The 22,853-nt window shown below is 67.4% G+C and carries 22 protein-coding genes; 12 read left to right on the forward strand and 10 right to left on the reverse strand.

Annotated elements, in window-relative coordinates; genetic code table 11:
- The first annotated feature begins 14 nt into the window (after positions 1-14).
- The 5 genes from AC1MFL_RS09720 to AC1MFL_RS09740 are packed head-to-tail and all read left to right on the forward strand — an operon-like array spanning position 15 to position 6,184.
- Positions 15-1,145, forward strand: a complete 1,131-nt coding sequence (locus tag AC1MFL_RS09720) for a DegT/DnrJ/EryC1/StrS family aminotransferase (protein WP_479815416.1) — start codon at positions 15-17, stop codon at positions 1,143-1,145.
- Positions 1,138-1,797, forward strand: coding sequence for a NeuD/PglB/VioB family sugar acetyltransferase (locus AC1MFL_RS09725; RefSeq protein WP_479815161.1), 660 nt, complete (start codon positions 1,138-1,140; stop codon positions 1,795-1,797). The genes AC1MFL_RS09720 and AC1MFL_RS09725 overlap by 8 nt, the downstream gene beginning before the upstream one ends.
- On the forward strand, positions 1,794-2,927 hold the full coding sequence (locus AC1MFL_RS09730) for a DegT/DnrJ/EryC1/StrS family aminotransferase (RefSeq protein WP_479815163.1): 1,134 nt from the start codon (positions 1,794-1,796) through the stop codon (positions 2,925-2,927). Before AC1MFL_RS09725 ends, AC1MFL_RS09730 begins: the two co-directional genes overlap by 4 nt.
- Positions 2,928-2,956: 29 nt before the next feature.
- Positions 2,957-3,553: an acyltransferase gene (locus tag AC1MFL_RS09735; protein ID WP_479815165.1), complete on the forward strand. Its 597-nt coding sequence runs from the start codon at positions 2,957-2,959 to the stop codon at positions 3,551-3,553.
- Between the two features lie 9 nt (positions 3,554-3,562).
- On the forward strand, positions 3,563-6,184 hold the full coding sequence (locus AC1MFL_RS09740) for a WecB/TagA/CpsF family glycosyltransferase (protein WP_479815167.1): 2,622 nt from the start codon (positions 3,563-3,565) through the stop codon (positions 6,182-6,184).
- Between the two features lie 46 nt (positions 6,185-6,230).
- Here the strand turns inward: AC1MFL_RS09740 and AC1MFL_RS09745 are convergent, their stop codons facing one another.
- A complete protein-coding gene (locus tag AC1MFL_RS09745) occupies positions 6,231-7,115 on the reverse strand; it encodes an ACT domain-containing protein (protein ID WP_479815169.1) in 885 nt (294 codons plus the stop codon).
- Positions 7,116-7,178: 63 nt separating this feature from the next.
- Positions 7,179-7,652, reverse strand: a complete 474-nt coding sequence (mscL, locus tag AC1MFL_RS09750) for a large conductance mechanosensitive channel protein MscL (protein WP_479815171.1) — start codon at positions 7,650-7,652, stop codon at positions 7,179-7,181.
- A 218-nt stretch (positions 7,653-7,870) separates the two neighbouring features.
- Between mscL and AC1MFL_RS09755 the strand changes: the two genes are divergently transcribed.
- From AC1MFL_RS09755 to AC1MFL_RS09770, 4 genes are all read left to right on the forward strand, one after another.
- Positions 7,871-8,959, forward strand: a complete 1,089-nt coding sequence (locus tag AC1MFL_RS09755) for an FUSC family protein (RefSeq protein ID WP_479815173.1) — start codon at positions 7,871-7,873, stop codon at positions 8,957-8,959.
- A gap of 77 nt (positions 8,960-9,036) precedes the next feature.
- Positions 9,037-9,801: an IclR family transcriptional regulator gene (locus tag AC1MFL_RS09760; protein WP_479815175.1), complete on the forward strand. Its 765-nt coding sequence runs from the start codon at positions 9,037-9,039 to the stop codon at positions 9,799-9,801.
- Between the two features lie 108 nt (positions 9,802-9,909).
- Positions 9,910-11,100, forward strand: a complete 1,191-nt coding sequence (locus AC1MFL_RS09765; protein WP_479815176.1) for a 4-hydroxybenzoate 3-monooxygenase — start codon at positions 9,910-9,912, stop codon at positions 11,098-11,100.
- A gap of 117 nt (positions 11,101-11,217) precedes the next feature.
- Positions 11,218-11,610, forward strand: a complete 393-nt coding sequence (locus AC1MFL_RS09770) for a nuclear transport factor 2 family protein (RefSeq protein ID WP_479815178.1) — start codon at positions 11,218-11,220, stop codon at positions 11,608-11,610.
- A gap of 94 nt (positions 11,611-11,704) precedes the next feature.
- On the opposite strand, the gene AC1MFL_RS09775 is transcribed toward AC1MFL_RS09770, so the two are convergent.
- The 7 genes from AC1MFL_RS09775 to purB all read right to left on the reverse strand — a co-directional run bounded on the left by AC1MFL_RS09775 (position 11,705) and on the right by purB (position 19,250).
- Positions 11,705-13,477, reverse strand: coding sequence for an ABC transporter permease (locus AC1MFL_RS09775; protein ID WP_479815418.1), 1,773 nt, complete (start codon positions 13,475-13,477; stop codon positions 11,705-11,707).
- Positions 13,478-13,515: 38 nt separating this feature from the next.
- Positions 13,516-14,583, reverse strand: a complete 1,068-nt coding sequence (locus tag AC1MFL_RS09780; RefSeq protein WP_479815180.1) for an ABC transporter ATP-binding protein — start codon at positions 14,581-14,583, stop codon at positions 13,516-13,518.
- A 128-nt stretch (positions 14,584-14,711) separates the two neighbouring features.
- Positions 14,712-15,812 carry an extracellular solute-binding protein gene (locus AC1MFL_RS09785; protein ID WP_479815181.1) on the reverse strand — a complete coding sequence of 367 codons (1,101 nt, stop codon included), beginning with the start codon at positions 15,810-15,812 and terminating at the stop codon, positions 14,712-14,714.
- A gap of 233 nt (positions 15,813-16,045) precedes the next feature.
- Positions 16,046-16,480, reverse strand: coding sequence for an acyl-CoA thioesterase (locus AC1MFL_RS09790; protein ID WP_479815182.1), 435 nt, complete (start codon positions 16,478-16,480; stop codon positions 16,046-16,048).
- A 58-nt stretch (positions 16,481-16,538) separates the two neighbouring features.
- Positions 16,539-17,042, reverse strand: coding sequence for a GNAT family N-acetyltransferase (locus AC1MFL_RS09795; RefSeq protein ID WP_226760172.1), 504 nt, complete (start codon positions 17,040-17,042; stop codon positions 16,539-16,541).
- Between the two features lie 94 nt (positions 17,043-17,136).
- A complete protein-coding gene (locus tag AC1MFL_RS09800) occupies positions 17,137-17,811 on the reverse strand; it encodes a histidine phosphatase family protein (RefSeq protein WP_479815183.1) in 675 nt (224 codons plus the stop codon).
- Entirely contained in the window at positions 17,808-19,250 is a 1,443-nt protein-coding gene (gene purB, locus AC1MFL_RS09805; RefSeq protein ID WP_479815185.1) for an adenylosuccinate lyase, read from the reverse strand. The genes AC1MFL_RS09800 and purB overlap by 4 nt, the downstream gene beginning before the upstream one ends.
- A gap of 162 nt (positions 19,251-19,412) precedes the next feature.
- On the opposite strand from purB, the gene AC1MFL_RS09810 reads away from it, so the two are divergent.
- Positions 19,413-19,772 carry a hypothetical protein gene (locus AC1MFL_RS09810; protein ID WP_479815186.1) on the forward strand — a complete coding sequence of 120 codons (360 nt, stop codon included), beginning with the start codon at positions 19,413-19,415 and terminating at the stop codon, positions 19,770-19,772.
- Positions 19,772-21,211 (forward strand): hypothetical protein, encoded by a 1,440-nt coding sequence (locus tag AC1MFL_RS09815; RefSeq protein WP_479815188.1) that lies wholly within the window; start codon positions 19,772-19,774, stop codon positions 21,209-21,211. Before AC1MFL_RS09810 ends, AC1MFL_RS09815 begins: the two co-directional genes overlap by 1 nt.
- Here the strand turns inward: AC1MFL_RS09815 and AC1MFL_RS09820 are convergent.
- Entirely contained in the window at positions 21,162-21,548 is a 387-nt protein-coding gene (locus tag AC1MFL_RS09820) for a phage holin family protein (RefSeq protein WP_479815189.1), read from the reverse strand. The genes AC1MFL_RS09815 and AC1MFL_RS09820 overlap by 50 nt on opposite strands.
- An 84-nt stretch (positions 21,549-21,632) precedes the next feature.
- Between AC1MFL_RS09820 and AC1MFL_RS09825 the strand changes: the two genes are divergently transcribed.
- A complete protein-coding gene (locus AC1MFL_RS09825) occupies positions 21,633-22,751 on the forward strand; it encodes a histidinol-phosphate transaminase (RefSeq protein ID WP_479815190.1) in 1,119 nt (372 codons plus the stop codon).
- Positions 22,752-22,853: the final 102 nt, after the last annotated feature.

Raw genomic sequence — 22,853 nt, forward strand, 5'->3', positions numbered from 1 at the left:
GCCGAATCAACGTGATGAAGCCCTGGCTTGGGGCCGAGGAAGCGGAGGCCGTGGCCGAAGTGATCGCGTCCGGCTGGGTGGCGCAGGGACCCCGTGTGGCGCGCTTCGAGGAAGCCTTCGCCGCCGCGCAGCAGGCCAGCCACGCCGTGGCGGTCTCCAACTGCACCACGGCCCTGCATCTGGCGCTGAAGGTGGCGGGCATCGGACCCCGCGACGACGTTGTGGTGCCATCCCTGTCCTTCATTGCCACCGCCAACGCGGTCACCTATGTGGGCGCCAGGCCGGTTTTCGCGGACGTCGAGGCGGACACCGGGAATGTGTCCGTGCGGACGCTCGCCGCCGCCCTGACGCCGGCCACCCGCGCCGTGATCGTGGTCGACCAGGGCGGGATGCCGGTCGATCTGGATCCGATCCGTGCCCTCTGCGACGGATTGGGCATCACCGTCGTCGAGGACGCGGCCTGCGCGGCGGGCTCCACCTACCGGGGCCGACCGGTGGGAGCGGGTGCCGAGGTCGCCGCCTGGTCGTTCCACCCGCGCAAAATCCTCACCACCGGTGAGGGCGGGATGCTGACCACCCAGAATGCGGATTGGGCGGACCGCGCCCGGAAGCTCCGCGAACACGCCATGAGCGTCTCGGCGAATGACCGGCACGCCTCGGTCCTGGCTCCGGCGGAGTCGTACGAGGAGATCGGGTTCAACTACCGGATGACCGACATGCAGGCGGCTGTGGGACTCGTGCAGTTGGGCCGGCTGGGTGAGGCGGTGTCCCGGCGCCGGGCGATCGCCGCCGCGTACCGGAAGGCGCTCGCCGGGGTGGAAGGGCTGCGTTTCAGCGAGGATCCGCTTTATGGAACCAGCAATTTCCAGTCTTTCTGGTTCGAAGTTTTGCCGGACTTTGCCCTCGGACGGGAGGAACTGCTGGAGCGGCTGGCGCAGGACGGAATCTCCGCGCGGCGGGGCATCATGGCCGCACACCGGCAACCCGCCTACGCCGGCAGGAACACGGGAAGGGCGGACCTGTCCGTGACGGAGCGGCTCACGGACCACACCGTCATCCTGCCGGTCTACCACCAGTTGAGCCTGGACGAGCAGTCCCGGGTGATCCATTCAATTCTGAAGGCTGCGGGGAAAACCGGTGACTGAGCTACTCCTGATTGGCGCCAGCGGCCTTGCCCGCGAGGTGCTTGCCTGCGTCCGCGAAAACGGCCAGTTCGACGTGGTCGGAGTGCTCGACGATGACGAGTCCAAGGCCGGGTCGGCCCTGGACGGCGCTTCCATCATCGGTCCTGCGAGCCACGCCCTCCGTTATCCGGAGGCGCAGGTGGTCGTCTGCATTGGCACGGGGAAGGGGCGCGAGCGGGTTGTCGCCAGACTCGCCGGGCTGGGCTTCCCCAGCCACCGCTTCGCGACGGTGGTCGACCCGTCAGTGCGGGTTCCGTACTGCTGCGACATCGGTCCGGGGAGCATCATGTTGGGCAATGTCACCCTGACCGCCGGGATCACGGTCGGGAGCCACGTCGTGATGATGCCAGGTGTAACGCTGACCCACGACGACGTCGTGGAGGACTTCGCCACCCTGGCTGCCGGCGTTTCCCTGGGCGGCGGTGTCAGGATCGGGCGCACGGCCTACCTGGGCATGAATTCGTGTGTGCGTGAACGCACCAAGGTGGGGGCCGGGACGAGGATCGGGATGGGAGCCGCCGTTTTGGGCGACGTTCCCGACGGCGAGACCTGGGCCGGGGTTCCCGCGCGCGTGCTTGAACCGGCTGCGACTGCGGCGGGTGGTGTGCGGTGACGCGGCCCGGCACCGTCGGCGTTTCCGTCCCCTTCGTCGACTTGGGCGCCCAGCACGAGGAGATTGCCGACGAAGTGGAGATGGGGCTCAAGGAAGTCTTCGCGCAGGCCTCTTTCATTGGCGGCCCCGCCGTGGCCGACTTTGAGCAGGCGTATGCCCGGTTTCTCGGTGCCGGGAACTGTGTGGGCGTGGCCAACGGCACGGACGCCCTGGAACTGGCGCTCCGTGCAGCCGGGGTCAAGGCGGGCGGGGAAGTCATCCTGCCCGCCAACACCTTTATCGCAACCGCCGAGGCAGTGAGCCGGATCGGTGCGGTGCCGGTGCTTGTCGACGTCGACCCGGATTACCTGCTGATCGACCCGGAGCGGGTGGCGGAGGCAGTGACTTCCCGGACGCAGGCCATTATTCCCGTCCACTTGTTTGGTCAAACGGCTTTTGTTGAGCGCCTAATTCCGATTGCGGACTCCTGCGGGGCCGTGGTTGTCGAAGACGCCGCGCAATCCCAGGGCGCCACCCGCTTTGGCCGCTTCGCCGGCACGCTGGGACTCGTGGCCGGCACGAGCTTCTATCCCGGCAAGAACCTCGGGGCCGCCGGGGATGCCGGGGCCGTGGTGACAGATGACGACGGCGTCGCGGCCCGGGTGCGGATGCTGGGTGCGCATGGCAGCGAACGGAAGTACCAGCACGACGCGGTCGGCATGAACTCCCGTCTCGACACCATCCAGGCGGTGGTGCTCAACGCCAAGCTGCGCCGGCTGGCGGCGTGGAACGAGAGGCGGCGGAAGGCCGCGGCCCGCTACCAGGAACTGCTGGCAGACCTGCCGGGCGTGCTGCTTCCCCGCACCGCCCGGGGCAACACCGACGTCTGGCATCTGTACGTCATCCGGGTCGCAGAACGGGACCGTGTGCTGTCGGCATTGAACCAGGCGGGTATCGGCGCCGGCATTCACTACCCGGTTCCGGTGCACCTCAGTTCCGCCTACCGGGGCCTGGGCCTCGGCCCCGGATCCTTCCCGGTCACGGAGCAGGCCGGCCGCGGGATCCTGTCGCTGCCGATCTTCCCGCACCTCAGCGAGACACAGCAGCAGTATGTGGCGGACCAGTTGCAGGCAGCCCTGGGCCGCTCATGACGACAGGACCCGAGACCAGAAGGAGCGCCATGACATCCATTGCCGAAACGGCGGACGTGGCAGAGACCGCCGTCATTGGAGACGGTACGAGAATCTGGCATCTGGCGCAGATTCGTGAGGATGCCACCGTGGGGAGCAACTGCAATATCGGCCGCGGCGCCTATGTCGGCCCCGGCGTCGTTCTGGGAAACAACTGCAAACTGCAGAACTATGCCCTTGTCTATGAGCCGGCATCCTTGGCCGACGGCGTCTTCGTCGGCCCCGCGGCGGTCCTCACGAATGACCTCCACCCTCGGGCCATCACCCCGGACGGGGCGCTCAAGGATTCGGACGATTGGGTCGCGGTCGGCGTCACCGTCGGCAAGGGGGCGTCCATCGGGGCCGGCGCCGTTTGCATCGCGCCCGCGTCCATCGGCGAGTGGGCCACGGTGGCCGCCGGAGCCGTGGTCACCCGTGACGTGGCGGCCTACGCCATCGTGGCCGGAGTCCCCGCCCGGCAGGCGGGCTGGGTGGGCGAGGCCGGGCACCCCTTAAAGCACGACGGGGGCGGCAGTTGGCTCTGCCCGGCCACCGGCCGGAGGTACGTCGAAACCAGCGGGCAACTAGCGCCTGCGGCAATGGACTGAGGAGGCGGCGTGGAAAAGCTGGGTGGGGGCAGGGTAATCCTGGGCGGCACACCGGTAGATCTGATGGAACCCGAACCGGCGCTGGAGAGGATACTCGCCAGAGTGACCGACGGCCACGGTCTCCCGCCGCTGGGGGTGGCTTCGGTCAATCTTGACCATCTGCACCATTTCGGAACTGGCGGCCGATGGGCGGGGACTCTGCACGCGGATCCCGCAAGCGCCGTGGATTGGCTCTACCTTCTGGACGGTGCGCCCCTGGTCTCACAGTCGCAACGAATCACCGGGCACCGGTGGCCCCGGCTGGCAGGCAGCGATCTGGCATCCCCCCTTTTGGCGCGCGCAGAGCAGCTCGGGCTGAGGGTGGGGTTTCTGGGCGGGTCCGAAGCGAACCAGCGGCTGCTGTCGCAGAAGATCGCCAATGAACACCCCGATCTGCAACTCGCCGGCATGTGGTCCCCGGGCCGTGAGGAACTGGCCTCGGTCCGCGACTCCGAGCGGATCGCCAGCGAGATCGCCGCTGCCGGCACACAGATCCTCTACGTGGGACTCGGCAAGCCGCGCCAGGAACTCTGGATTGACCGGTACGCGAAGGCCACGGGGGCGGCTGTCCTCCTGGCGTTCGGTGCGGCGGTGGACTTCCTGGCCGGCAGGGTCCAGCGGGCACCCGACTGGTTTTGTGAGCACGGCCTGGAATGGGGTTACCGCCTGGCCCTGGAGCCCAAACGGCTGGCAGGCCGCTACCTCGTGGACGGACCACCGGCCTACCTGAAACTGCGAACCGCCTCCTGCGCCGTAGCGCCGGACCGCACGGAACTCCTGCCCCAAGCTGCCCCCGCCCCACGGACTCCGGGCCGCTTTACCGGGCCTGACGGTTCGGCGGACGCCGTCGTCGTCATTGTGACCTATAACAGTTCAGAATGCGTGGGAACGCTCCTGGAAAGCCTGCGGGTGGAAACCGCCGATCTGACGCTGCGGGTTCTGGTGGCAGACAACTCCTCCGGCGACGGCACCCTGGACCTGGTGCGCGGCCGTCACCCAGACGTCCACGCGTTCAGTACGGGCGGCAATCTGGGATATGCCGGCGGCATCAACGCCGCGATGTGCCGGGCCGGCGATGCTGGGACTGTGGTGGTACTCAACCCCGACCTCACGGTGGAACCGGGCAGCTTCAAAACATTGCTGCATCGGCTGCTTGCGTCGCAGGCCGGGGCCGTGGTTCCACGCCTTTTGGACGAGCGGGGCGCAACCAGCTGCTCACTTTACCGGGAGCCCACCATCGCCACTGCTGTGGGCGATGCGCTGCTGGGCAGGCGGGCTCCCAACCGGCCAGGCTGGCTTGCGGGCACGGACTACTCGCAGGAGAGCTACGCCCACTCCCACACCGTGGATTGGGCAACCGGTGCTGCCCTGATGGTCCGGCGTTCCCTGGCGGACTCGGTTGCGTGGGACGAGTCTTATTTCCTGTACAGCGAGGAGACCGCTTTCTTCCGGTCTCTGCGGACGATGGGGGAAACCGTTTGGTATGAGCCTGCGGCCGTCATGCGCCACACCGGCGGGGCTTCCGGCAGTTCGCCCCAATTGAACGCGCTCCTTGCCGTCAACCGTGTCCGATACATTCGTCAGTACCATTCCCCGGCCTACTCGGCGGTGTTTCACGGGGCCGTCGTCCTTGCTGAAGTTCTGCGGTGCTGGAAGTCGGACCGCCGGGGTGTACTGAGGACGGTCCTCAACCAGGGAAGTTGGGCAGCCCTGCCCGGCCCGGGCAAAGACACCAGCAACAACGCGGACCCCGGACATTTCCCGCACGGGTCGGTGATCATTCCGGCGCATAATGAAGCCGCCGTGATCGCCCGCACCCTGGCACCGCTGGCCCGGCTGGCTGCCGCAGGACAACTTGAGGTCATCGTGGCCTGCAATGGCTGCAGCGACGACACGGCCGGAATTGCGAGGGCATTCGAGGGAGTCACGGTGCTGGAGCTGGAACAGCCGTCCAAGACTGCCGCACTCAACGCAGGCGACGCGGTCGCCTCGCGCTGGCCCCGGCTGTATCTCGACGCGGATGTGCAGATCAGCCCGGACACCGTCCGGGACGTCCTCAACGCGCTGCTCTCCGGCCAAGTGCTGGCCGCCCGTCCGGCCGTGCGCTTCGACCTTCAGGACGCGCACCCGCTGATCCACTCGTACTACCGCACCCGGCTGCAGCTACCGGCGGCCAGCAGCGGACTGTGGGGAGGCGGTGTGTACGGACTGTCCCAGGAGGGGCGGCAGCGTTTCGGGCAGTTCCCCGATCTGATCGCGGATGATCTGTTCGTGGACCGTCTCTTTGAGCCGGCGGAAAAAGCCGTGCTGGACGTGGAACCTGTGGTGATCTGCCCGCCGCGGACCCCCAAGGACCAGTTGGCCGTGCTGCACCGCGTCTATCGAGGCAACGCCGAGCAGGACGGCGGGCACAGCACCGCCAGTCACACCCTGTCGGAGGTGGTCCGCTCAATTCGCGGTCCACTCTCCGCCGTCAACGCCTCGGTCTACATGGGATTTGCCCTGGCGGGGCGCCGGAGAACCGCTCATCCGGCGGTGTGGGAACGCGATCCCAGCAGCCGACGGACGGCCGGCGGCCGCACACCGCACTAAGGGGACCCCGGCCCGGCGTTGAAGCGGGGCCGGGGAATCCGCACCGTCACCGGCTGGTGGCGGGGCGGTGCGCGAGAATCTCGGCGAGTTCGGCCAGCCGGTGAGCGCGGGCGGATTCCGCCGGGGTAAACGGCTCGCCGGGACGGCTGAAGGTGATGGGACCGTGCCAGGCGGTCGGGATCCTCAGTACGGTGCCGTCCGTTGCCGGCAGGGTGTCCGCTTTGGCGGCCGGAGCCCCGGTGTCCGTGTCCGTCCTGGTCCCGATCCGGGCGTGGAGCAGTTCAGCGACCGCCAGCGGCAGTTCCTCGGGGTTGGCCGCGATCCTGGTCGCAAGGCTGAGCGCACCGGTCTGCCCGTCTGCCATGGCCAGCGCTGTGGTGGGCCAGACATGCGGATCGCTGCCGCCGCCGTCGCGCAGGGCCTTCAGGAGTTCCGCCTCGCGCAGCTCGCCGGGCGCCGAAAGCACGAACTCGTCCAGCACGCCGCCGTCGACGGGGTGGACGTGGATGCTCAGGATGTTGGTGTCCAGCCGGGCCAGCGACTGCGTGAGTTTCTGCAGTGAACCGGGGCGGTCCATCAGCACCGTGCGGGCGCGCCAGAGGGCCGGTGCGGCGCGGAGCCGGCTGCGGTGCCGGAGGGCGGGGGCGTGCAGCCAGCGCCGCAGCATCCGCGCCGCGGAAGGTTCCGCCACCCAGATGACCAGAATGGTGGCCGTCATCGTCAGGACCAGGACCTTCGCCGCATAGGGCAGGTGGGTGCCGACCACCGCCGCATGGACCACAAGTTCGATCGGCAGCATTACGGCGATGTTGGCCAGGGTCAGCCGGGCCTTGGTCGGTTCGGGCATCTGGCCGCAGACTTCGCAACTCAGTTCGGAGGCGGCCGGGGCCCGTGTCGCGCCTTGTTTTCTGCCAGGGGCTAAGGGCTTCATGGGTCCCATGATGTCCGTCCGCTGTTACGGGCCTATTGCCGGCCCGTGACGTTTTGGCTCGGTCTAGCGGCTGCGTTCTCCGGCGGTCCCGACGGCGCGCTCGATGGCGTGGCCGGCCGCACCTTCGTGCTCCGGAACGGCCATCCGGGCCAGCAGGTCGCGGATCTCGGCCAGCAGGGCCGTGTCGGCCGGGAGCGGCTTCTCCCCCGGCTCTGCAGTGGCGAGGCGCTTCTTAACCAGCTGGTTGATCCGGTTCATCGGCGCAACGAAGATGAAGTAGACGACAGCGGCGGTGATCAGGAACGTGACAAACGCCGTGATCACCGCACCGAAGTTGACGAAGGTTTTTTCGTTCGCCGGCCAGATACGGAAGCCCAGCCCGTCGGTCTCGACACCGCCGGCCGCCGCGATGATGGGGTTCACGATGTTTGACGTAAACGCACCTACCAGCGCAGTGAAGGCGGTGCCGACCACCACGGCGATGGACAGTTCGATCACGTTGCCGCGCAGGATGAAGTCCTTGAATCCTTTGAGCATGGGGGTCCTCCGGTGTGCCTTGATTAGAGCTCTGGGCCGTGTCCCCGGCCGGGGGATCAAACGCTAGACGCTATCACCTCCGTGCACACCTCTCCGGCCGCCGAATTCCACCCAATGGATTGAAGGCGCCGGATCCGGGCCGTTCCGGCGTAAAATCGATTGCGGATGCCAGCGCCGCCGTCGTAACAATCCGACCGCGAGAGAGGCATCACCCACCCGTGAAAATGCTTGCCGAGCTGTTCACGATGGCTCCCGGCAATAAGGACCACCGTGTCGCAATCCGCTGCGCCGTCGGTGTCTTTGTCCCGCTGATCACGCTGGTGTTGCTGGACCGCCTGGACCTGGCCGTCTTCGCCTCCTTCGGAGCGTTCGCCGGGATCTACGGGCGCAATGAGCCGCATGCCACGCGCTTCGTCCTGCAACTGCGGGCCGGGATGCTGATGCTGCTGGTCATGCTGCTCGCCGCCTTGACCGCCCGTGCCGGGGTTGCCTTCGCGGTCCCCGCGGCGGACATCATCTGGTTCCAGGTCTTCGCCACCACGCTGGTGGCAGGCGGCTGCTCGCTGGTCGTCGCCTGGTGGCGCCTGCGCCCCGCGGGCTCGTTGTTCCACATTTTTGCCTTCGCCGCGATTGCGTCCATCCCCAACCAGCCGCCGCTCTGGCAGGGCATGCTCGTGGCGGTGTTGACAGTCGCCTTCTCTCTCCTGATCGGGATGTCCTCCCGGGTGGTCAGGAGCCGGCGGACGCCGTGGGCATGGACCGTCGCCGCCCCACTCACCCGGGCCGAGGAGCGGGCGGCCCTGCTCGAAAGCATCAGCTACATCGTGGCGGCAGGCTTGGCCGGCAGCCTTGCGACGCTGGCAGGCGAACGGCTGGGCTTCGGCCACAACTACTGGGCGATGGTGGCCGCCGTCGTCCCGCTCGTGGGCCACTCCACCCGGCACCGGGTCAGTCGTGCGGTGCAGAGAATCGTGGGCACGGCGATCGGGTTGGTGCTTCTCACGGGGATCCTCCTCATGCAGCCCGCGCCCTGGCAGACCGTGCTGGTCATCGCGGCCTGCCAGTTCGGCGCCGAGATGTTCATCGCCCGCCAGTACGTCCTGGCCCAGATCTTCGTCACCCCGCTGGCGCTGATTTCGACGCTGCTGGTGGTTCCCTCGTCGCCCGGCATCCTGCTGCGCGACCGGATTCTTGAGACCGTCATCGGAGCTGCCGTCGGCATCGCCGTCGTGCTGGCACTGGCGGTGTCGCGGCGTCTGCGCACGCGGCAGCCACCGCGGTCAGCACGCTCCGCCCGCCCCAGCTGAGCGGCAGCGTGGGATCCAAGCGCCCCACGCCGGCGGCGTAGAGTGGAAGCGGAATCCATTCAACGGAAGTGACTGCCATGGCTAACTCCGCCGCAGGCGACTCAGTGGTGGACCGCGTGGTCAGGGTGATCGAGGCATTCCCCGAAGGCGTCACGGTGCTGCAGCTCTCCGAACTCGCCGAGCGGGCCGGACTGCCGCCGAGCACCGCCCACCGGCTGGTCCGGCAGCTTGCCGGACACGGGCTCCTGGAGTTGGGCAGCGGAGGGTCCGTCCGGCTCGGCCTGCGCCTGTGGGAGCTGGTCAACAGGAATTCGCCCACCCTGGCCCTCCGCCAGGCGGCCATGCCCTTTATGGAGGACATCCAGCAGGTGCTCAACCAGAATGTGAACCTCGCCGTGCTGGAAGGCTGGGAGGCACTATTTGTCGAGCGCCTGTCGCGCCGCGGTTCCGTGGCCAACCGCGCCCAGATCGCCGGCCGGATGCCGGTGCACGTTTCCTCGGCCGGGCTGGCCCTGATGGCCAGCCAGCCGCCGGCGGTCCAGGCGGAGTACCTCCGCCAGTTCCACGATCCGGACGGCTTGGTCCAGCCGGAGGCACTCCGCACGTTGCTCCAGGAGACGGCCGGCCATGGCTTTGCGCAGCTGGCCGGCGTCGTGGACCCGGACACGTGGGGGATCGCCGTTCCGGTGCGGGACGCGGGGAACCGCACCGTGGCGGCGCTCGGCGTCGTCGTCCCGCTGCGTGAAATGCGGCTTCAGGCCTTGGTCCCGGCCCTGCAGACGGCGGCCCGCGGGATCGGACGGCAGCTCCATGACGCAAAGGCCGCCGCCTCGTTCCATTGAGTGGAATCGCTGTAACGCGTGTCACGTGTCCGGGCGCACACTGTAGCCAGAGAACCCACCGGCTCCGGACAGCCAGCAGTCCGGGCCCCGCAATGAAGCGAGGACAGCATGGCACAACGCAAGGTCATTACCACCCAGGTCGCAATCGTGGGCGCGGGCCCGGCAGGACTGATGCTCTCCCACCTGCTGGCCAAACAGGGAATCGAGTCCACTGTGATCGAGATCCGCAGCCACAAGGAAATCTCCGAAACGGTCCGTGCGGGCATCCTGGAACACGGCTCGGTGAACCTGCTCGTGGACAGCGGGGTCTCGGACCGGGTCCTGCGCGATGGTGACCGGCACGACGGAATCGAACTGCGCTTCAACGGCGAAAGCCACCGGATCGACTTCCAGGACCTCGTCGGGGAGTCGGTCTGGCTCTACCCGCAGACCGACGTCTTCCTCGACCTCGCCGCCCGGCGCCAGGACGACGGCGGCGACGTCCGCTACAACGTCACCGACACCACCATCCATGACCTCGAGGGCAAGCCGAAAGTCTGGTTCACCGATGCCGAGGGCGTTGAATGGGAGCTGCAGGCCGATTTCATTGCCGGCGCCGACGGCTCCCGCAGCCACAGCCGCTTCCAGATCCCGGAAGCCCGCCGCAAGTGGTACTTCCACGAGTACCCCTTCGCCTGGTTCGGGATCCTGGCCGAGGCGCCGCGCAGCTCCGACGAACTCATCTACGCCAACTCCGAGAACGGGTTCGCCCTTATCAGCCAGCGGACCGAGACCGTCCAGAGGATGTACTTCCAGTGCGACCCGAACGAGGACGTCAACAACTGGAGCGAAGACCGGATCTGGGACGCCTTCCGCAGCCGGGTCAACGGCAACGGCTTTGAGCTCAAGGAGGGCCCGGTCATCGACAAGACCGTCCTGAAGTTCCGCAGCTTCGTGCACGCCCCGATGCGGCACGGCAAGCTGTTCCTCGCAGGCGACGCCGCCCACACCGTCCCGCCGACCGGGGCCAAGGGCCTGAACCTGGCGCTGCACGACGTCAAGGTGCTCTTTGAGGGTCTCGACAGCTTCTACAAGACCGGAAACGCCGTACTCCTGGATGCCTACAGCGACCGCGCCCTTAATCGGGTCTGGAAGGCCCAGCAGTTCTCCTACTGGATGACCTCCATGCTGCACACCCCGGCAGACGGCGACGACTTCGCCCGCGCCCGCCAGCTCGGCGAGCTCAACTCCGTGGTTTCATCCCGCCACGGCCGGGCCTACCTCGCCGAGGCCTACACCGGCTGGCCGGGCGCCCACTAGGGCGTCCGCCCGGACTCCGGAAGGCGTGCATGTTTTCCATCGACAGGATCTGCGGCCAGGACTAGCCTTTAACCGTCCCAGCAAGACCCGACAAGGACGGCGGAGAGGTGTCCGAACATGGGAACAGCAGAGAATGTTGAACTGGTCCGGCGGGGGTATGAGGCCTTCAACGCCGGGGATATGGCCACCCTCAGCGAGTTGTTCGCCGACGACGCCGTCTGGTACGTGCCCGGAAGCGGCGTGCTCTCGGGCACGAAGCAGGGCCGCGATGCCATTCTGGCGTACTTCGGTGAACTGGGAGCGCGCACCCAAGGTGACTTCCAGGCCAACCTCGAGGACATCGTCGGCGGGGAAAACCACATAGTCGCGATCCAGCAGACCCAAGGAAAAAACAAGGGCAAGACCCTCGACATGGCCACCATCATTACTTTTGTGGTCCGCGACGGAAAGGTCACGGAAGGCCGGGAGTTCTTCGAGGACACTGCGAAGGCGGACGACTTCTGGATCTAGTCGGCAGCCCGGGAAGGAACGCCACGGGCCAGGTCAGGCACTCGGGGGTGGCAGATCTCCCGGACGCACCGCGGGCGCCGGTCACGTCAGCCGGTCACGGCACCAGCGCGGGATCAGTGTGCGCTGCTTCCGCCAGGACCGGCGTCGGGCTCTGCTTGCCACCGGCCCCGGACTTTGCCTTCCGTGCCGGCTTCCGGCCCGCCCTGCCGTACACCAGATACATCGTCACTCCGGTGATGACCATAAGCAGCACCGTGTAGACGAAGGTGTTGGACACCCCGTCAACGCCCTCCGCGCCGTCGGTGTTGGCCTTGATCACCAGGCCCAGTGGCTGGAACAGCGGGTGGGCCAGGAAGATCGCCGTGTCGTAGTCGTCCAGCATGCTGTTGAAGTTCAAGGCCGTGATGGCCGCCGCCGCCGGCAGCACGATCGGCAGCAGGATCCGGCGGAAGACGTACAGCGTCCTGGCGCCCATGATGGTGGCGGCTTCTTCGAGCGAGGAGTTGACCGAAGCGAAGGACGCCTTCAGCATCCGCAGGGTGAATGGGACCTTCACAGTCACGAAGGCAATCAGCAGGATGACCGTGGTCCCGGTCAGCACGGCGCCGCCGACCAGCGGGCTCGGGTGGTCATAGCTCAGGATCAGGCCCAGGGCCAGCAGGGCCGACGGCAGGATCCACGGGATGTGGAGCAGGTATTCGAAGGCCGTGGTGACCCAGTTGCGGTATTTCTGCAGGAGCCGGGCCACGAACAACAGCCCGCCGACGGCGATCACCGCCGCCAGGGCACTGTAAACGATGCTGATCACGAAGGGCCGAAGGCCCAAAGGCTGGGTGAGCACGCGAACGTAGTTGTCCAGGGTCAGGCTTCCCGGCGACAGCTGTCCGGTCTGGATCGCGGCGCCGTCGGCGAAGGAGAAGACAACGATCAGCACCACTGGCAGGGTGTACACGGCGAACAGCAGGTATGCCACGACGTGGACGGCGGCGTTGGCCACGGGGTTGCGGAGCCGCTGTTTTTGCAGCCCGGAGGAGACTTTTGACACCGAGAAATAGGTGCCGCCCTTTTCCAGCCGTGTCATGACGGCCAACATCAGGATGGTGGCCACGCCCAGGATGACGGCGAGCAGCGCGGCGAGGTCCCGCGACGTCGGACTGTTGGAAAACGTGAGAATCATGGGGGTGATGGTTTGGAACTCCCGTCCGCCCAGGACCTGCGGGGCGCTGAGGGCACCGAGGCCGGTCAGGAAGGAGAGCACGGTAACGGCAAAAAGCGTCGGCTTGAGCATCGGCAGGACAATACGCCGCAGGATCGTCCAGGTGGAGGCGCCCATGTTCCGGGCCGCCTCGATGGTCTGGTAGTCCACCCCCTTGAGGGCGTTGGCGACGAAGAGCATGTGGTTCGTGGTGGTGGCAAACGTCATCACCGCCAGGACGGCGAAGAAACCGGAAAACCAGCCCGGGTCCATGCCGGGAAACAGCGACAGCAGGAAACCGGTGACAATTCCCTTGTCCCCGTAGATGAACTTGTAACCGGCCGCCAGCACAATGCCGCCGTAGATAAAGGTCGTGGCATAGCCGAGGAACAGGATCCGTGAGCCGCGGATCTTGAAGTACTGGGTGACCAGCACAATAAAGATCCCCACGACATTGACGGTGATGGACAGGGCGACCGCCAGCAGGAAGCTGTTGCCCAGTGACTTCATGGCGCGCGGGGAGGAAAAGAGTTTCTCGGCGGCCCGTCCCGAGAAGCTGCCGTTTGGGAAGAAGGTCTGGATCAGCACATTCGCATTGGGCCAGACGAGGAAGGCCGCGATGAACCAGGTCAGCACGATCCCGATAATCAGGACGGCGGGGGAGCGGAGCATGCTCCGGGTGCCCGCGCTGTTCGAGCCGCCTCCGCTGCTCACGGGCGGGCCGCTTCCTGCAGCCGGGCGCCCAGCGACACGCCTGTTTCCGGGTGGTACTGCAGGACGTGCCGCGGCTGGACGTACACCGTTGCCGGGCTGCCGGTGCCGGGCTGGTGCCCGCCGTCTTCCTTGACGAGAAGCCGGATATCGGAGCCGTGGCAGCGCACGACGTATCTGCTGTGCAGCCCGTGGTAGCTCTTCGAGACGACAGTTCCCTGCATCGGGACGGCCGAGCCGTCGCCGCCAGCGGGTTCCAGGGACGCCTTCTCCACCCGCAGGTAGGAATTGGCTGCGGGGTCGAGCGTGTGGAGTGACTTCCGGTTCAGGTCGGCGAGGAAGTCACCGGTGAGGCGGGAGCTGTCGCCGATGAAATTGCAGACGAATTCGGTGGCGGATTCGTCGTAGATGCTTTGCGGGGTGCCAATCTGCTCCACGACACCGTTGTTGAAGACGGCCACCCGGTCGCTCATCGCCAGCGCCTCGTCCTGGTCGTGGGTGACGTAGACGGTGGTGATGCCGAATTCGCTCTGGAGATCCTTGAGCTGCTGCCGCAGCTGGTGCCGGAGCTTGGCATCAAGATTGGAGAGCGGCTCGTCGAGGAGCAGGATTTTGGGCTGCAGGACGAGGGCCCGGGCGACGGCGACGCGCTGCTGCTGCCCGCCGGACAGCTCAGTGACATTCTTCCGCAGCTGCTCGTCGGACAGATCCACGCGTTTGGCGATGTCGCGGACGAGCCTGTCGCTCTCCGCCGGCTTTTCCTTCCGGACCCGCAGGCCGAAAGCGATGTTCTCCCAGACGCTCATGCTGGGGAACAGGGCGTAGTTCTGGAACACCATGCCCACCTGCCGTTTGTCGCTCGGGAGCCGGGTGACGGGCTTTCCGTCGACGTAAACCTCGCCGGCGGTCGGCTCAATGAATCCGGCCAGGGTGCGCAGCGCCGTCGTCTTTCCGCAGCCGGAGGGCCCCAGGAGCGTGAAGAACTCGCCCTGTTTCACCTCGAGATTGAGCTCCGGGATGGCGGTGAAGTCACCGAAGGTGACCTGGATGTTCTCGAAACGGATCATGGAACCCTGTCTTTCTGGCGGCTGGGCGGCTGGGCGGCTGGGGCGGCTGGGGCGGCTGGGGCGGCGCGAAGGGCAGCGGTGGGCCGCGTGCGGCCGGCATCAGGGCCGGCCGCACGCAGGCGCACGGCTCAGCTCATGTATTCCAGTTCGATCTTTTCAACCCACGAACCCATGTTCGCCTGGACGAAACCCCAGTCGATGTCCTGCTGTTTGAGCGTGTTGAAGAACTCGACGACCTCGGGCTTTGCCTTGGCAATGGCTGCCTTGTTGACCGGCATGGAATTGAACTGCTGCGCCCACGCGCCCTGGGTGTCGGCGCTGCCGAACCAGTCGATGAACTTCAAGGCCTCGTCCTTCTTGTCCGTGCCCTTGACCAGCGCAACCTGCTCGATGGCCAGCGGGACGCCGACAGAGGGCATAACGGTCTCCACGTTGACCTTGAACGACTTCTCACGCTCGGCAATGATCGAGGACGGCATCTGGCCCATGTCGGTGTCGCCCGAGGCGATGCGGGCGAAGAGGTCGGTCTTGGCCACCGCCGGGGTGCCGTTCTTGAAGTACCCTTCAATCTGCTTCCAGCCCTCCTCCGAGATGCCCAGATCGCCGGCGTCGTCCCTGTAGCGCGTCAGGATGCTGGCGAAGACCAATTGTGCGGTGGCGGTTCCGAGGCCGGTGACGCGCTCGTAGCGGGACTTGAACCGGTCCTGCGTCCACAGGTCGGTCCAGTCAGTGGGGGCCTGATCCTTGCTGAACTTGTCCGAGTTGTAGCCCAGGAGGATGGCCTGCTGCACCAGCGGCCAGTACGCCTTGGCCGCGCCCTTGTCCCCCTTGGCGTCGTCGACCTCTCCTGACCAGGAGGGGGTGAACGGCTCAATCGCGCCGGCGGCCTTGATCTGCTCGAAGTACATGTTGTTCAGCCCGAACGCCACATCCGCAATCGGGTTGTTCTTCTCGGCAATCAGCTTGTTGGTGGCGTCGGCGCCGCCCGCGCCCACGATTTCGATCTTGAAACCGGCCTCGGCGGCCTTCTGCGTCACCCATTCACCGCGCCCCTCACCATTGGAATTGGTGTAGACGATGAGGGTTTCCCCGGAGGGCGGACCGGAGGGGGCTGTGGCGGCGGTGCCGGCGGCTGGTTCGGACGGTGCGGGGGCTGCGGCGCCCGCTCCGCAACCGGAAAGGAGGGCGACGGCGACGGCGCCGGCAACCAGGGTTTTCAATCTGCGCACGAGGGGGACTCATTTCTGAATGGGACCAGAGGGCAATGTCCGGCCAGCCTATAGCGGCCCGAACCGGATTCTGAGTTAATGGCCATCAAATCGACTAATTAACACTTGCGGGGCCTCCAGTCTGGTCCACAAGCCGCAACAGATGGCTTCCCGCGCGTTAACGGGCCGTGAATATCCGCCGCAGCGCCGCGGCCACCCAGCCCGGCGCAGTGCGCCACCGGTGCCGGCTGGACCTAGTCCTCCTCGAGCGTCTCCGTCAGGTGGTGCGCCGGGATCCGGTCCCGGTCGTAGGTGATCTCGGTGTACCCGTGGGGCGTGGGCTTGCCGTGCGGATCGAGGTTCACGAAGACGATTTCCTCGATCGTGAGGATGCTCTGCCGGGTGATCATGTTGCGGACCTCGGCGCGCATGGTCAGCGACGTCCGGCCGAAGCGGGTGGCAGTCAGCCCCATCTCGATCAGATCGCCCTGGACAGCCGAGCTGACGAAGTTGATTTCGGAAATGTACTTGGTGACGGCCCGGCCGTTGCCGAGCTGCAGGATGGCGTAGATCGCCGCTTCCTCATCGATCCATTTCAGCAGGCTTCCGCCGAACAGTGTGCCGTTGGCGTTGAGGTCTTCGGGGCGCACCCACTTTCGGGTGCGGAAGGTGATGTCTGCCGGTTCCATAGTGCGAGATTAGCCGACGGCGGCGCGGCGGGTCCTGTGTGACGGCGGCAGGCGTCCCTCAGGCCATGGCGGTGTGCGCCGCGCTGTGCGAGTCGATCGCCTTCGCATAGCAATAGGAGTGCTCCACCCCGATGTACGGCCCGAAGTTCGGCACCGGGGCAAAGCCCGAGTTCTCGTAGAACTGCCGGCCGTCAGTCTGCACCGAACCGGCCTCCGCGGTGATGGAGGTGATCCCGAGGGAATGGGCATGTGCTTCCAAGGCCGCGAGGATGGAGCTGGCCACCCCGGAGCCGCGGGTGTACGGAAGCACGTAGAGCCTCTTGATCTCGGCGGTCCGCGAGTCGAGGATCCGCAGGCCGCCGCAGCCCACGGGCTGCCCGGAGGCCTTGTCGTGGGCGACGAGGAACACGGCCGTGTCCGTCTCCGAGGGCGGCGGCCCCGGCTCGTGGTCGCTCGTGCCGAAGCGGGCGTCGAGTTCGGCCTGCTGGGCCGCGCGGAGGTCCGCGCCCACGGGGTTGGCCCAGGTGACCTGCCGGATGTTGAGCCGCGGATTGGTCTGCATGGCTGCCTCGCTTCGCCGAAGGGTTATGCAGATTAACCCTAGGCAGCGGCGGTTTCGGCCGTGTTTCCTGCGCGTTAGGGTTCGGAGAACTCCGCTACAGCGTGCGGCCGGTCGGGTCCTCCGCCGTCGGATCCACGAGCGCCAGGCCACCCACGGGACTGTCGTCCCAGTGGATGAGCCGCCATCCGGCGCCGGGGTCCCCTTCGAGTGCGACGATCCCGGTGTTGGCGAGGACGTGGCGGGCGGCGAATCCCGCCTCCACATTGCCGGCCCGAAGGCCGGCCCAGACGCGGATCGCGGCGCCGTGGCTGACCACGGCGACAGTTCCGGCGCCTGCATTCTCCGCGGATGCGGCGTCGGCGATCCGCGCGATCGAGGCGTCGTAGCGCTCGAAGAACTCGTGCCCGCTGGGCCCGGCCGGCATCCTGCGGTGCAGTTCGCCTGCCGCCCAGCCAAACACGGTGCCGAGGTAGCGCAGGTGCGATTCCTTGTCGGTGAGCTTTTCCAGCGACCCGGCTTCGATCTCCCGCAGCCCCTCCAGCACCTCGATCTCCAGGCCGCGCGCGGTCGCGAGCGGCGCGGCCGTGATCTGGGTGCGGATCAGCGTGGAGGCGTAAAGGCGGCCGATCTGCTCCTTCGCCAGGGACCGCGCCAGGGCGGCCGCCTGCCGCTCCCCGAGCTCGGTCAGCCCGGGGCCCGGGTGGGCGGTGTCCAGCTGGCCCAGGACGTTTCCGGGTGTCTGGCCATGGCGGATGAGCAGGAGCCTCATGCGAGGTGGTCCACCAGCTTGTCCGCGATGCCGGTGTACTTGCCGGGGGTGAGTGCCAGCAGCCGCGCTTCGGCGTCCGCGGACAGGCCCAGGCTTTGGACAAATTCCTGCATCCGGGCCGCATCGACGCGCTGCCCGCGGGTCAGGTCCTTGAGCCGCTCGTAGGGGTTTTCCATGCCTTCGACGCCGGCGATGGCCTCTGCGCGCATGACCATCTGGATGGCCTCGCCGAGGACTTCCCAGTTGGTGTCGAGGTCCGCGGCGAGCACGTCCTCAGCGACCTTGAGGCGGTCCAGGCCCTTGGCCACGTTGGAGATGGCGAGCAGCGAATGGCCGAAGGCCACCCCGATGTTGCGCTGCGAGGAGGAGTCGGTGAGGTCGCGCTGCCAGCGGGAGGTGACCAGGGTGGAGCCCAGGACATCCAGCAGACCGGAGGAGATCTCCAGGTTGGCCTCGGCGTTCTCGAAACGGATCGGATTGACCTTGTGCGGCATGGTGGAGGAGCCGGTGGCACCCGCGACCGGGATCTGCACGAAGTAGCCGATCGAGATGTAGCTCCAGATGTCCGTGCAGACGTTGTGCAGGATCCGGTTGAACCGCGCGACGTCGGCGTACAGCTCCGCCTGCCAGTCGTGGCTTTCGATCTGGGTGGTCAGCGGGTTCCAGCTCAGGCCGAGGCCCTCGACGAAGCTCCGGGCGACGTGCTGCCAGTCGGCGCCGGGGACGGAGGCGACGTGGGCCGCGTAGGTGCCGGTGGCGCCGTTGATCTTTCCGAGGTATTCGGTCCGGGCGATGCGGTCCAGCTGGCGTGTCAGGCGGTGCGTGATGACGGCCAGTTCCTTGCCGAGCGTCGTCGGCGTGGCCGGCTGGCCGTGCGTGCGTGAGAGCATCGGCACGGCGCGGTTGGCCTCGGCCATGGCGCTGATCTGTGCGACCAAGGCGCGTGCGGCGGGCAGCCAGACGTCCTCCACGGCGCCCTTAATGCCGAGGGCGTAGGAGAGGTTGTTGATGTCCTCGGAGGTGCAGCCGAAGTGCACCATGGCGGTCAGGTGCTCGATTCCGATGCCAGGCAGGCGGCGGCCGATGTAGTACTCGACGGCTTTGACATCGTGCACCGTGACGGCTTCGATGTCCGCCAGTTCGCGCACGGAGTCGGCGTCGAATTCGGTGACGATGGCACGGAGCTTCTGCTGCTGCTCCGCGGTCAGCGCTGCGGCGCCGGGCAGCACCTGGTTGCCGGTCAGGTGGATGAGCCATTCAACCTCGACGGCGACCCGGTCGCGGTTGAGGGCGGCTTCGGAAAGGTAGTCGACCAGCGGCGCGACGGCGGACTGGTACCGGCCGTCCAGCGGGCCGAGCGCGATCTGGTGTGAGGACGCGGCGAGGGCCAGGCGTCCGGACGGCGTGCGGGTATCGGCTGTGGCGTCAGTTTCAGGCATGGTCCGATTCTTTCACGAAGTCCTGCCGGGCCTTAAGCGCGCTGATCCATGTGACTTCCGGCAGGCCTTAAGCCCCGGTCTCCGGCCGGTTCTGCTGCCCGTTGTCCACATGGCTGAGCGGGGAGCTTCAGCTTGCTCGCCGGGGTCCCTAACGTCGGTGTTATGACCGCCGGGACAACCAGATCCAGCACCAGCTTCAACGGCACCAGCGCCAGCCGGGGTGCACCGGCCGATGCTTTGTTGGCCTCCGACGCCGCGGCATGCGCGCCGCGCGGCTATGAGGTCCAGCAGCTTGCCGCGCGCGTGGCCGCCTGCGCAGACCGCGCCGACGCCATGCTGGCCCAACTTGTCAGGTTGGAACTGCAGGGCTGGCAGTCCCCGGCCGGCCGGGCATACCGGACGTCGCTGTCCCTGCAGGCCGCTGCCCTGAACCGGAGCCGGACGGCCCTGCAGGAGGCCGTTGCCGCGGTGCTCAGGCATGCCCGGAATGTGGCGATGTCCCCGGGACGGCCGGGCTACTGATGGCCGAGGCCTCGCCCGCCGGCTCCGGGCCGGCCCCGGTCCCTTCCGCCCCGGCGGACGGGACGCTCCGGATCCGCGGCGGCGTGGGTGGGCTCAGCTTCCAGTTCGAGGAGTTGCTGGCCGGAGCTTCGGCCCTGGACGGGATCGTCCGGGAGCTGGCGGCAGTGGAGGCGGAGGCCGAGGGGGTGCACCGGGCGCTGTTCCCGTACCAGTCCGCCTCGTACGCGAGCGGCAGCCAGGCAATCATCGCCGTTGGTGAGGGAGCCCGGGTGCTGGGCAGCGTCCGGATGGAGCTGGAGCGTCTGTGCAGCGAGGTCCGCGAGAGCCATCGGGAGTACGAGTCTGCGGAAGCCCGGAACACCCTGCTCCTGCGGATCGGACGGACCGGTCCAGGGTACGGGCCACTGTGGAGACTGTTTGGCCTGCCTCCGATCACCGTGCGCGACACGGCGGAGGACGGCATCGGGCTGGTGCCGTCGACGCTGGCGCTGCTTCTTGGCCTGCCGGCCGGCTTGGCCGCCGCAGGGGGGACGGCGGCCGGCGCGGCGGGCGTCCGCTCCACCATCCGCGGGTTGACCGCCGGGCCGGGCCTGGAGTTTCTGCGGCCCCGACCCGTCCGGATCGCCGGCAGGGAAACCCGGACGGAGCAGGTCGATGCATCCCCTGCAGGGCTGTTATTGCGGGCTGAGGCCGTCGGCCGGAACAGCGGTGACATCGAGGTACTTGAGCTGGGGCAGGGCGGCACCCGCGCCTGGGTGGTGATCATTCCCGGGACGCAGCTGGACGGGCTGCCGCAGGGCACCAATCCCTTCGACGTGGGCGGCATCGCGGAGGGCCTGGGCTACGACTCCGCCGAAACCGGCGCGGCCATCCGCCGGGCCCTGGCGGAGGCCGGCGCGGAGGCTGGCGACCAGGTGGCCGCCGTCGGCTACAGCCAGGGCGGGATCCATGCCATGAATCTGGGCCGGGACAAGGCATTCCTGGCCGACTACGAACTCAGGTTCGTGCTCACGGCGGGTTCCCCGGTGGGCGGGATCGAGCCGGCCGCCGGCACCAGCAGCCTGCACCTGGAGCATGAACAGGACTGGGTGCCCGGGGCGGACGGACTCCCCAACCCGGACACGAGGGACCGGGTGACGGTAACCTTGACCAGCCCGATCCCCGGACCCGAATGGCTGGAGCCCGGACTGGGGCCAGGCCACGACCTGGACCGCTATGCCGGCGGCGCCCGGCTCGTCGCGGCCAGCCCGGATCCGTCACTTCAGGCGTCAACCGCTGCCCTCGCGGCAGTGGTCGGCGCGGGCGGCACCGCCACGGCGACCCGATTCTCCCTGCGGCGTGAAGCGATGCCGTCGCGGCGGGGACTGCCCCAGGCCCGACGCGGTGTTCCTAACGGTCGAGCGCCGGAAGAAAGCTCGCCACGAGGGATACCGCGCTGATGATGAGGGCGGCGAACACCGCGGTCCACCAGAAGCTGTCAATGGTGAAGTGCACGGTGGTGTAGCTGCTGATCCAGGACGTCAGGTAGAGCATCCCCGCGTTGATGACCACCGCGAAGAGGCCGAGGGTGAGGATGGTGATCGGCAGCGAGAGCAGGCTGACGATGGGCTTGACGAAGGCGTTGACGAGGCCGAAGATCAAGCCGATGAACAGGTAGCCCAGGATGATGCTGACAGTGCCGTTGCCCGCGGTGGAAATATCCAGGCCGGTGAGGATCCAACACGCGATTGCCAGGGCCAGTCCGTTGACGATGACCCGTACGATAAATGAGCGCATGCGCTCATGCTGTCACACGCCCGGCGGCAGCAGCAGGGACCATATCCCCCTCTTGCGGCAGCGACCCGAAGTAGGCTGGTTGGCATGACTTCATCTGAGAACACGGCCGGGGGCGTCCGGCCCCGCCCGGTGGTGGACCTCCTTCCCCGCTACGCGGCCGGCAAACCGCCCGTCCCCGTCGAGGGACTGGTCAGCTACAAGCTTTCCTCCAACGAAAACCCGCTCCCCCCGATCCCTGCAGTACAGCAGGCCATCGCGGCGCAGACCGACTTCAACCGCTACCCGGATCCGCTGAGCAGCAAGCTCCGGGCCGCGCTCGCGGGATTCCTCGACGTTCCCGCCGAGGACATCGTCACCGGCGCCGGAAGCCTCGGGGCACTGAACCAGCTGCTGGCCACGTTCGCCGGACAGAACGACGACGGCAAACCCGATGAGGTCATCTACGCCTGGCGCTCGTTTGAGGCGTACCCGATCTGCGTCGGCGTTGCCGGCGCCGAGAGCGTCCGGATCCCGCTGACCGCCGAGGGCCGCCACGATCTCGACGCCATGGCCGGGGCAGTCACCGCGCGCACCCGGATGATCCTGCTGTGCACCCCCAACAACCCCACCGGCCCGATCCTCACCGCCGAGGAAACCGAGCGCTTCATCAAGCAGGTTCCCTCCGACGTCGTGGTGGTCATCGACGAGGCCTACCAGGAGTTCGTCCGCGACGTGCACGCCGTGGACGGCATCGCCATGTACCGGAAGTACCCCAACGTGGTGGTGCTGCGGACCTTCTCGAAGGCCCACGGCCTTGCCGGGCTGCGGGTCGGCTACAGCGTCTCCCACCCCGACCTCACGCAGCACCTGCGCGTCACGGCGACCCCCTTCGCTGTCTCCCAGATCGCCGAAACCGCGGCCGTGACTTCGCTGGAGCACTTCGGCGAGGTTGTAGAAAGGGTACAAAGCCTCGTGGACGAACGCGACCGGGTCACCGCCGGGCTGCGGGACCTCGGCTGGTTCGTGCCTGAGGCGCAGGGCAACTTCGTGTGGCTCAACCTGGGTGCTGACAGCGCCGAATTCGCCGCCCTTGCGGGGGAGCGGGCACTCTCCGTGCGCGCCTTCGCCAATGAGGGCGTACGGGTGAGTATCGGCGAGACCGAGGCGAACACCCGCTTCCTGGAACTCTGTGCGATCTATACAAAACCGCCACGGCGTTCCTAGCGCTTAACATGACGGCCGCGGCCAACCCGCTGCGGATAAAGTAAGGACGAGTAAGCCAAAATATATGCCGGACCGGGAATGTATTACCGGGCCGGCATATAT

This window comes from Arthrobacter sp. BG3, from assembly GCF_056680185.1.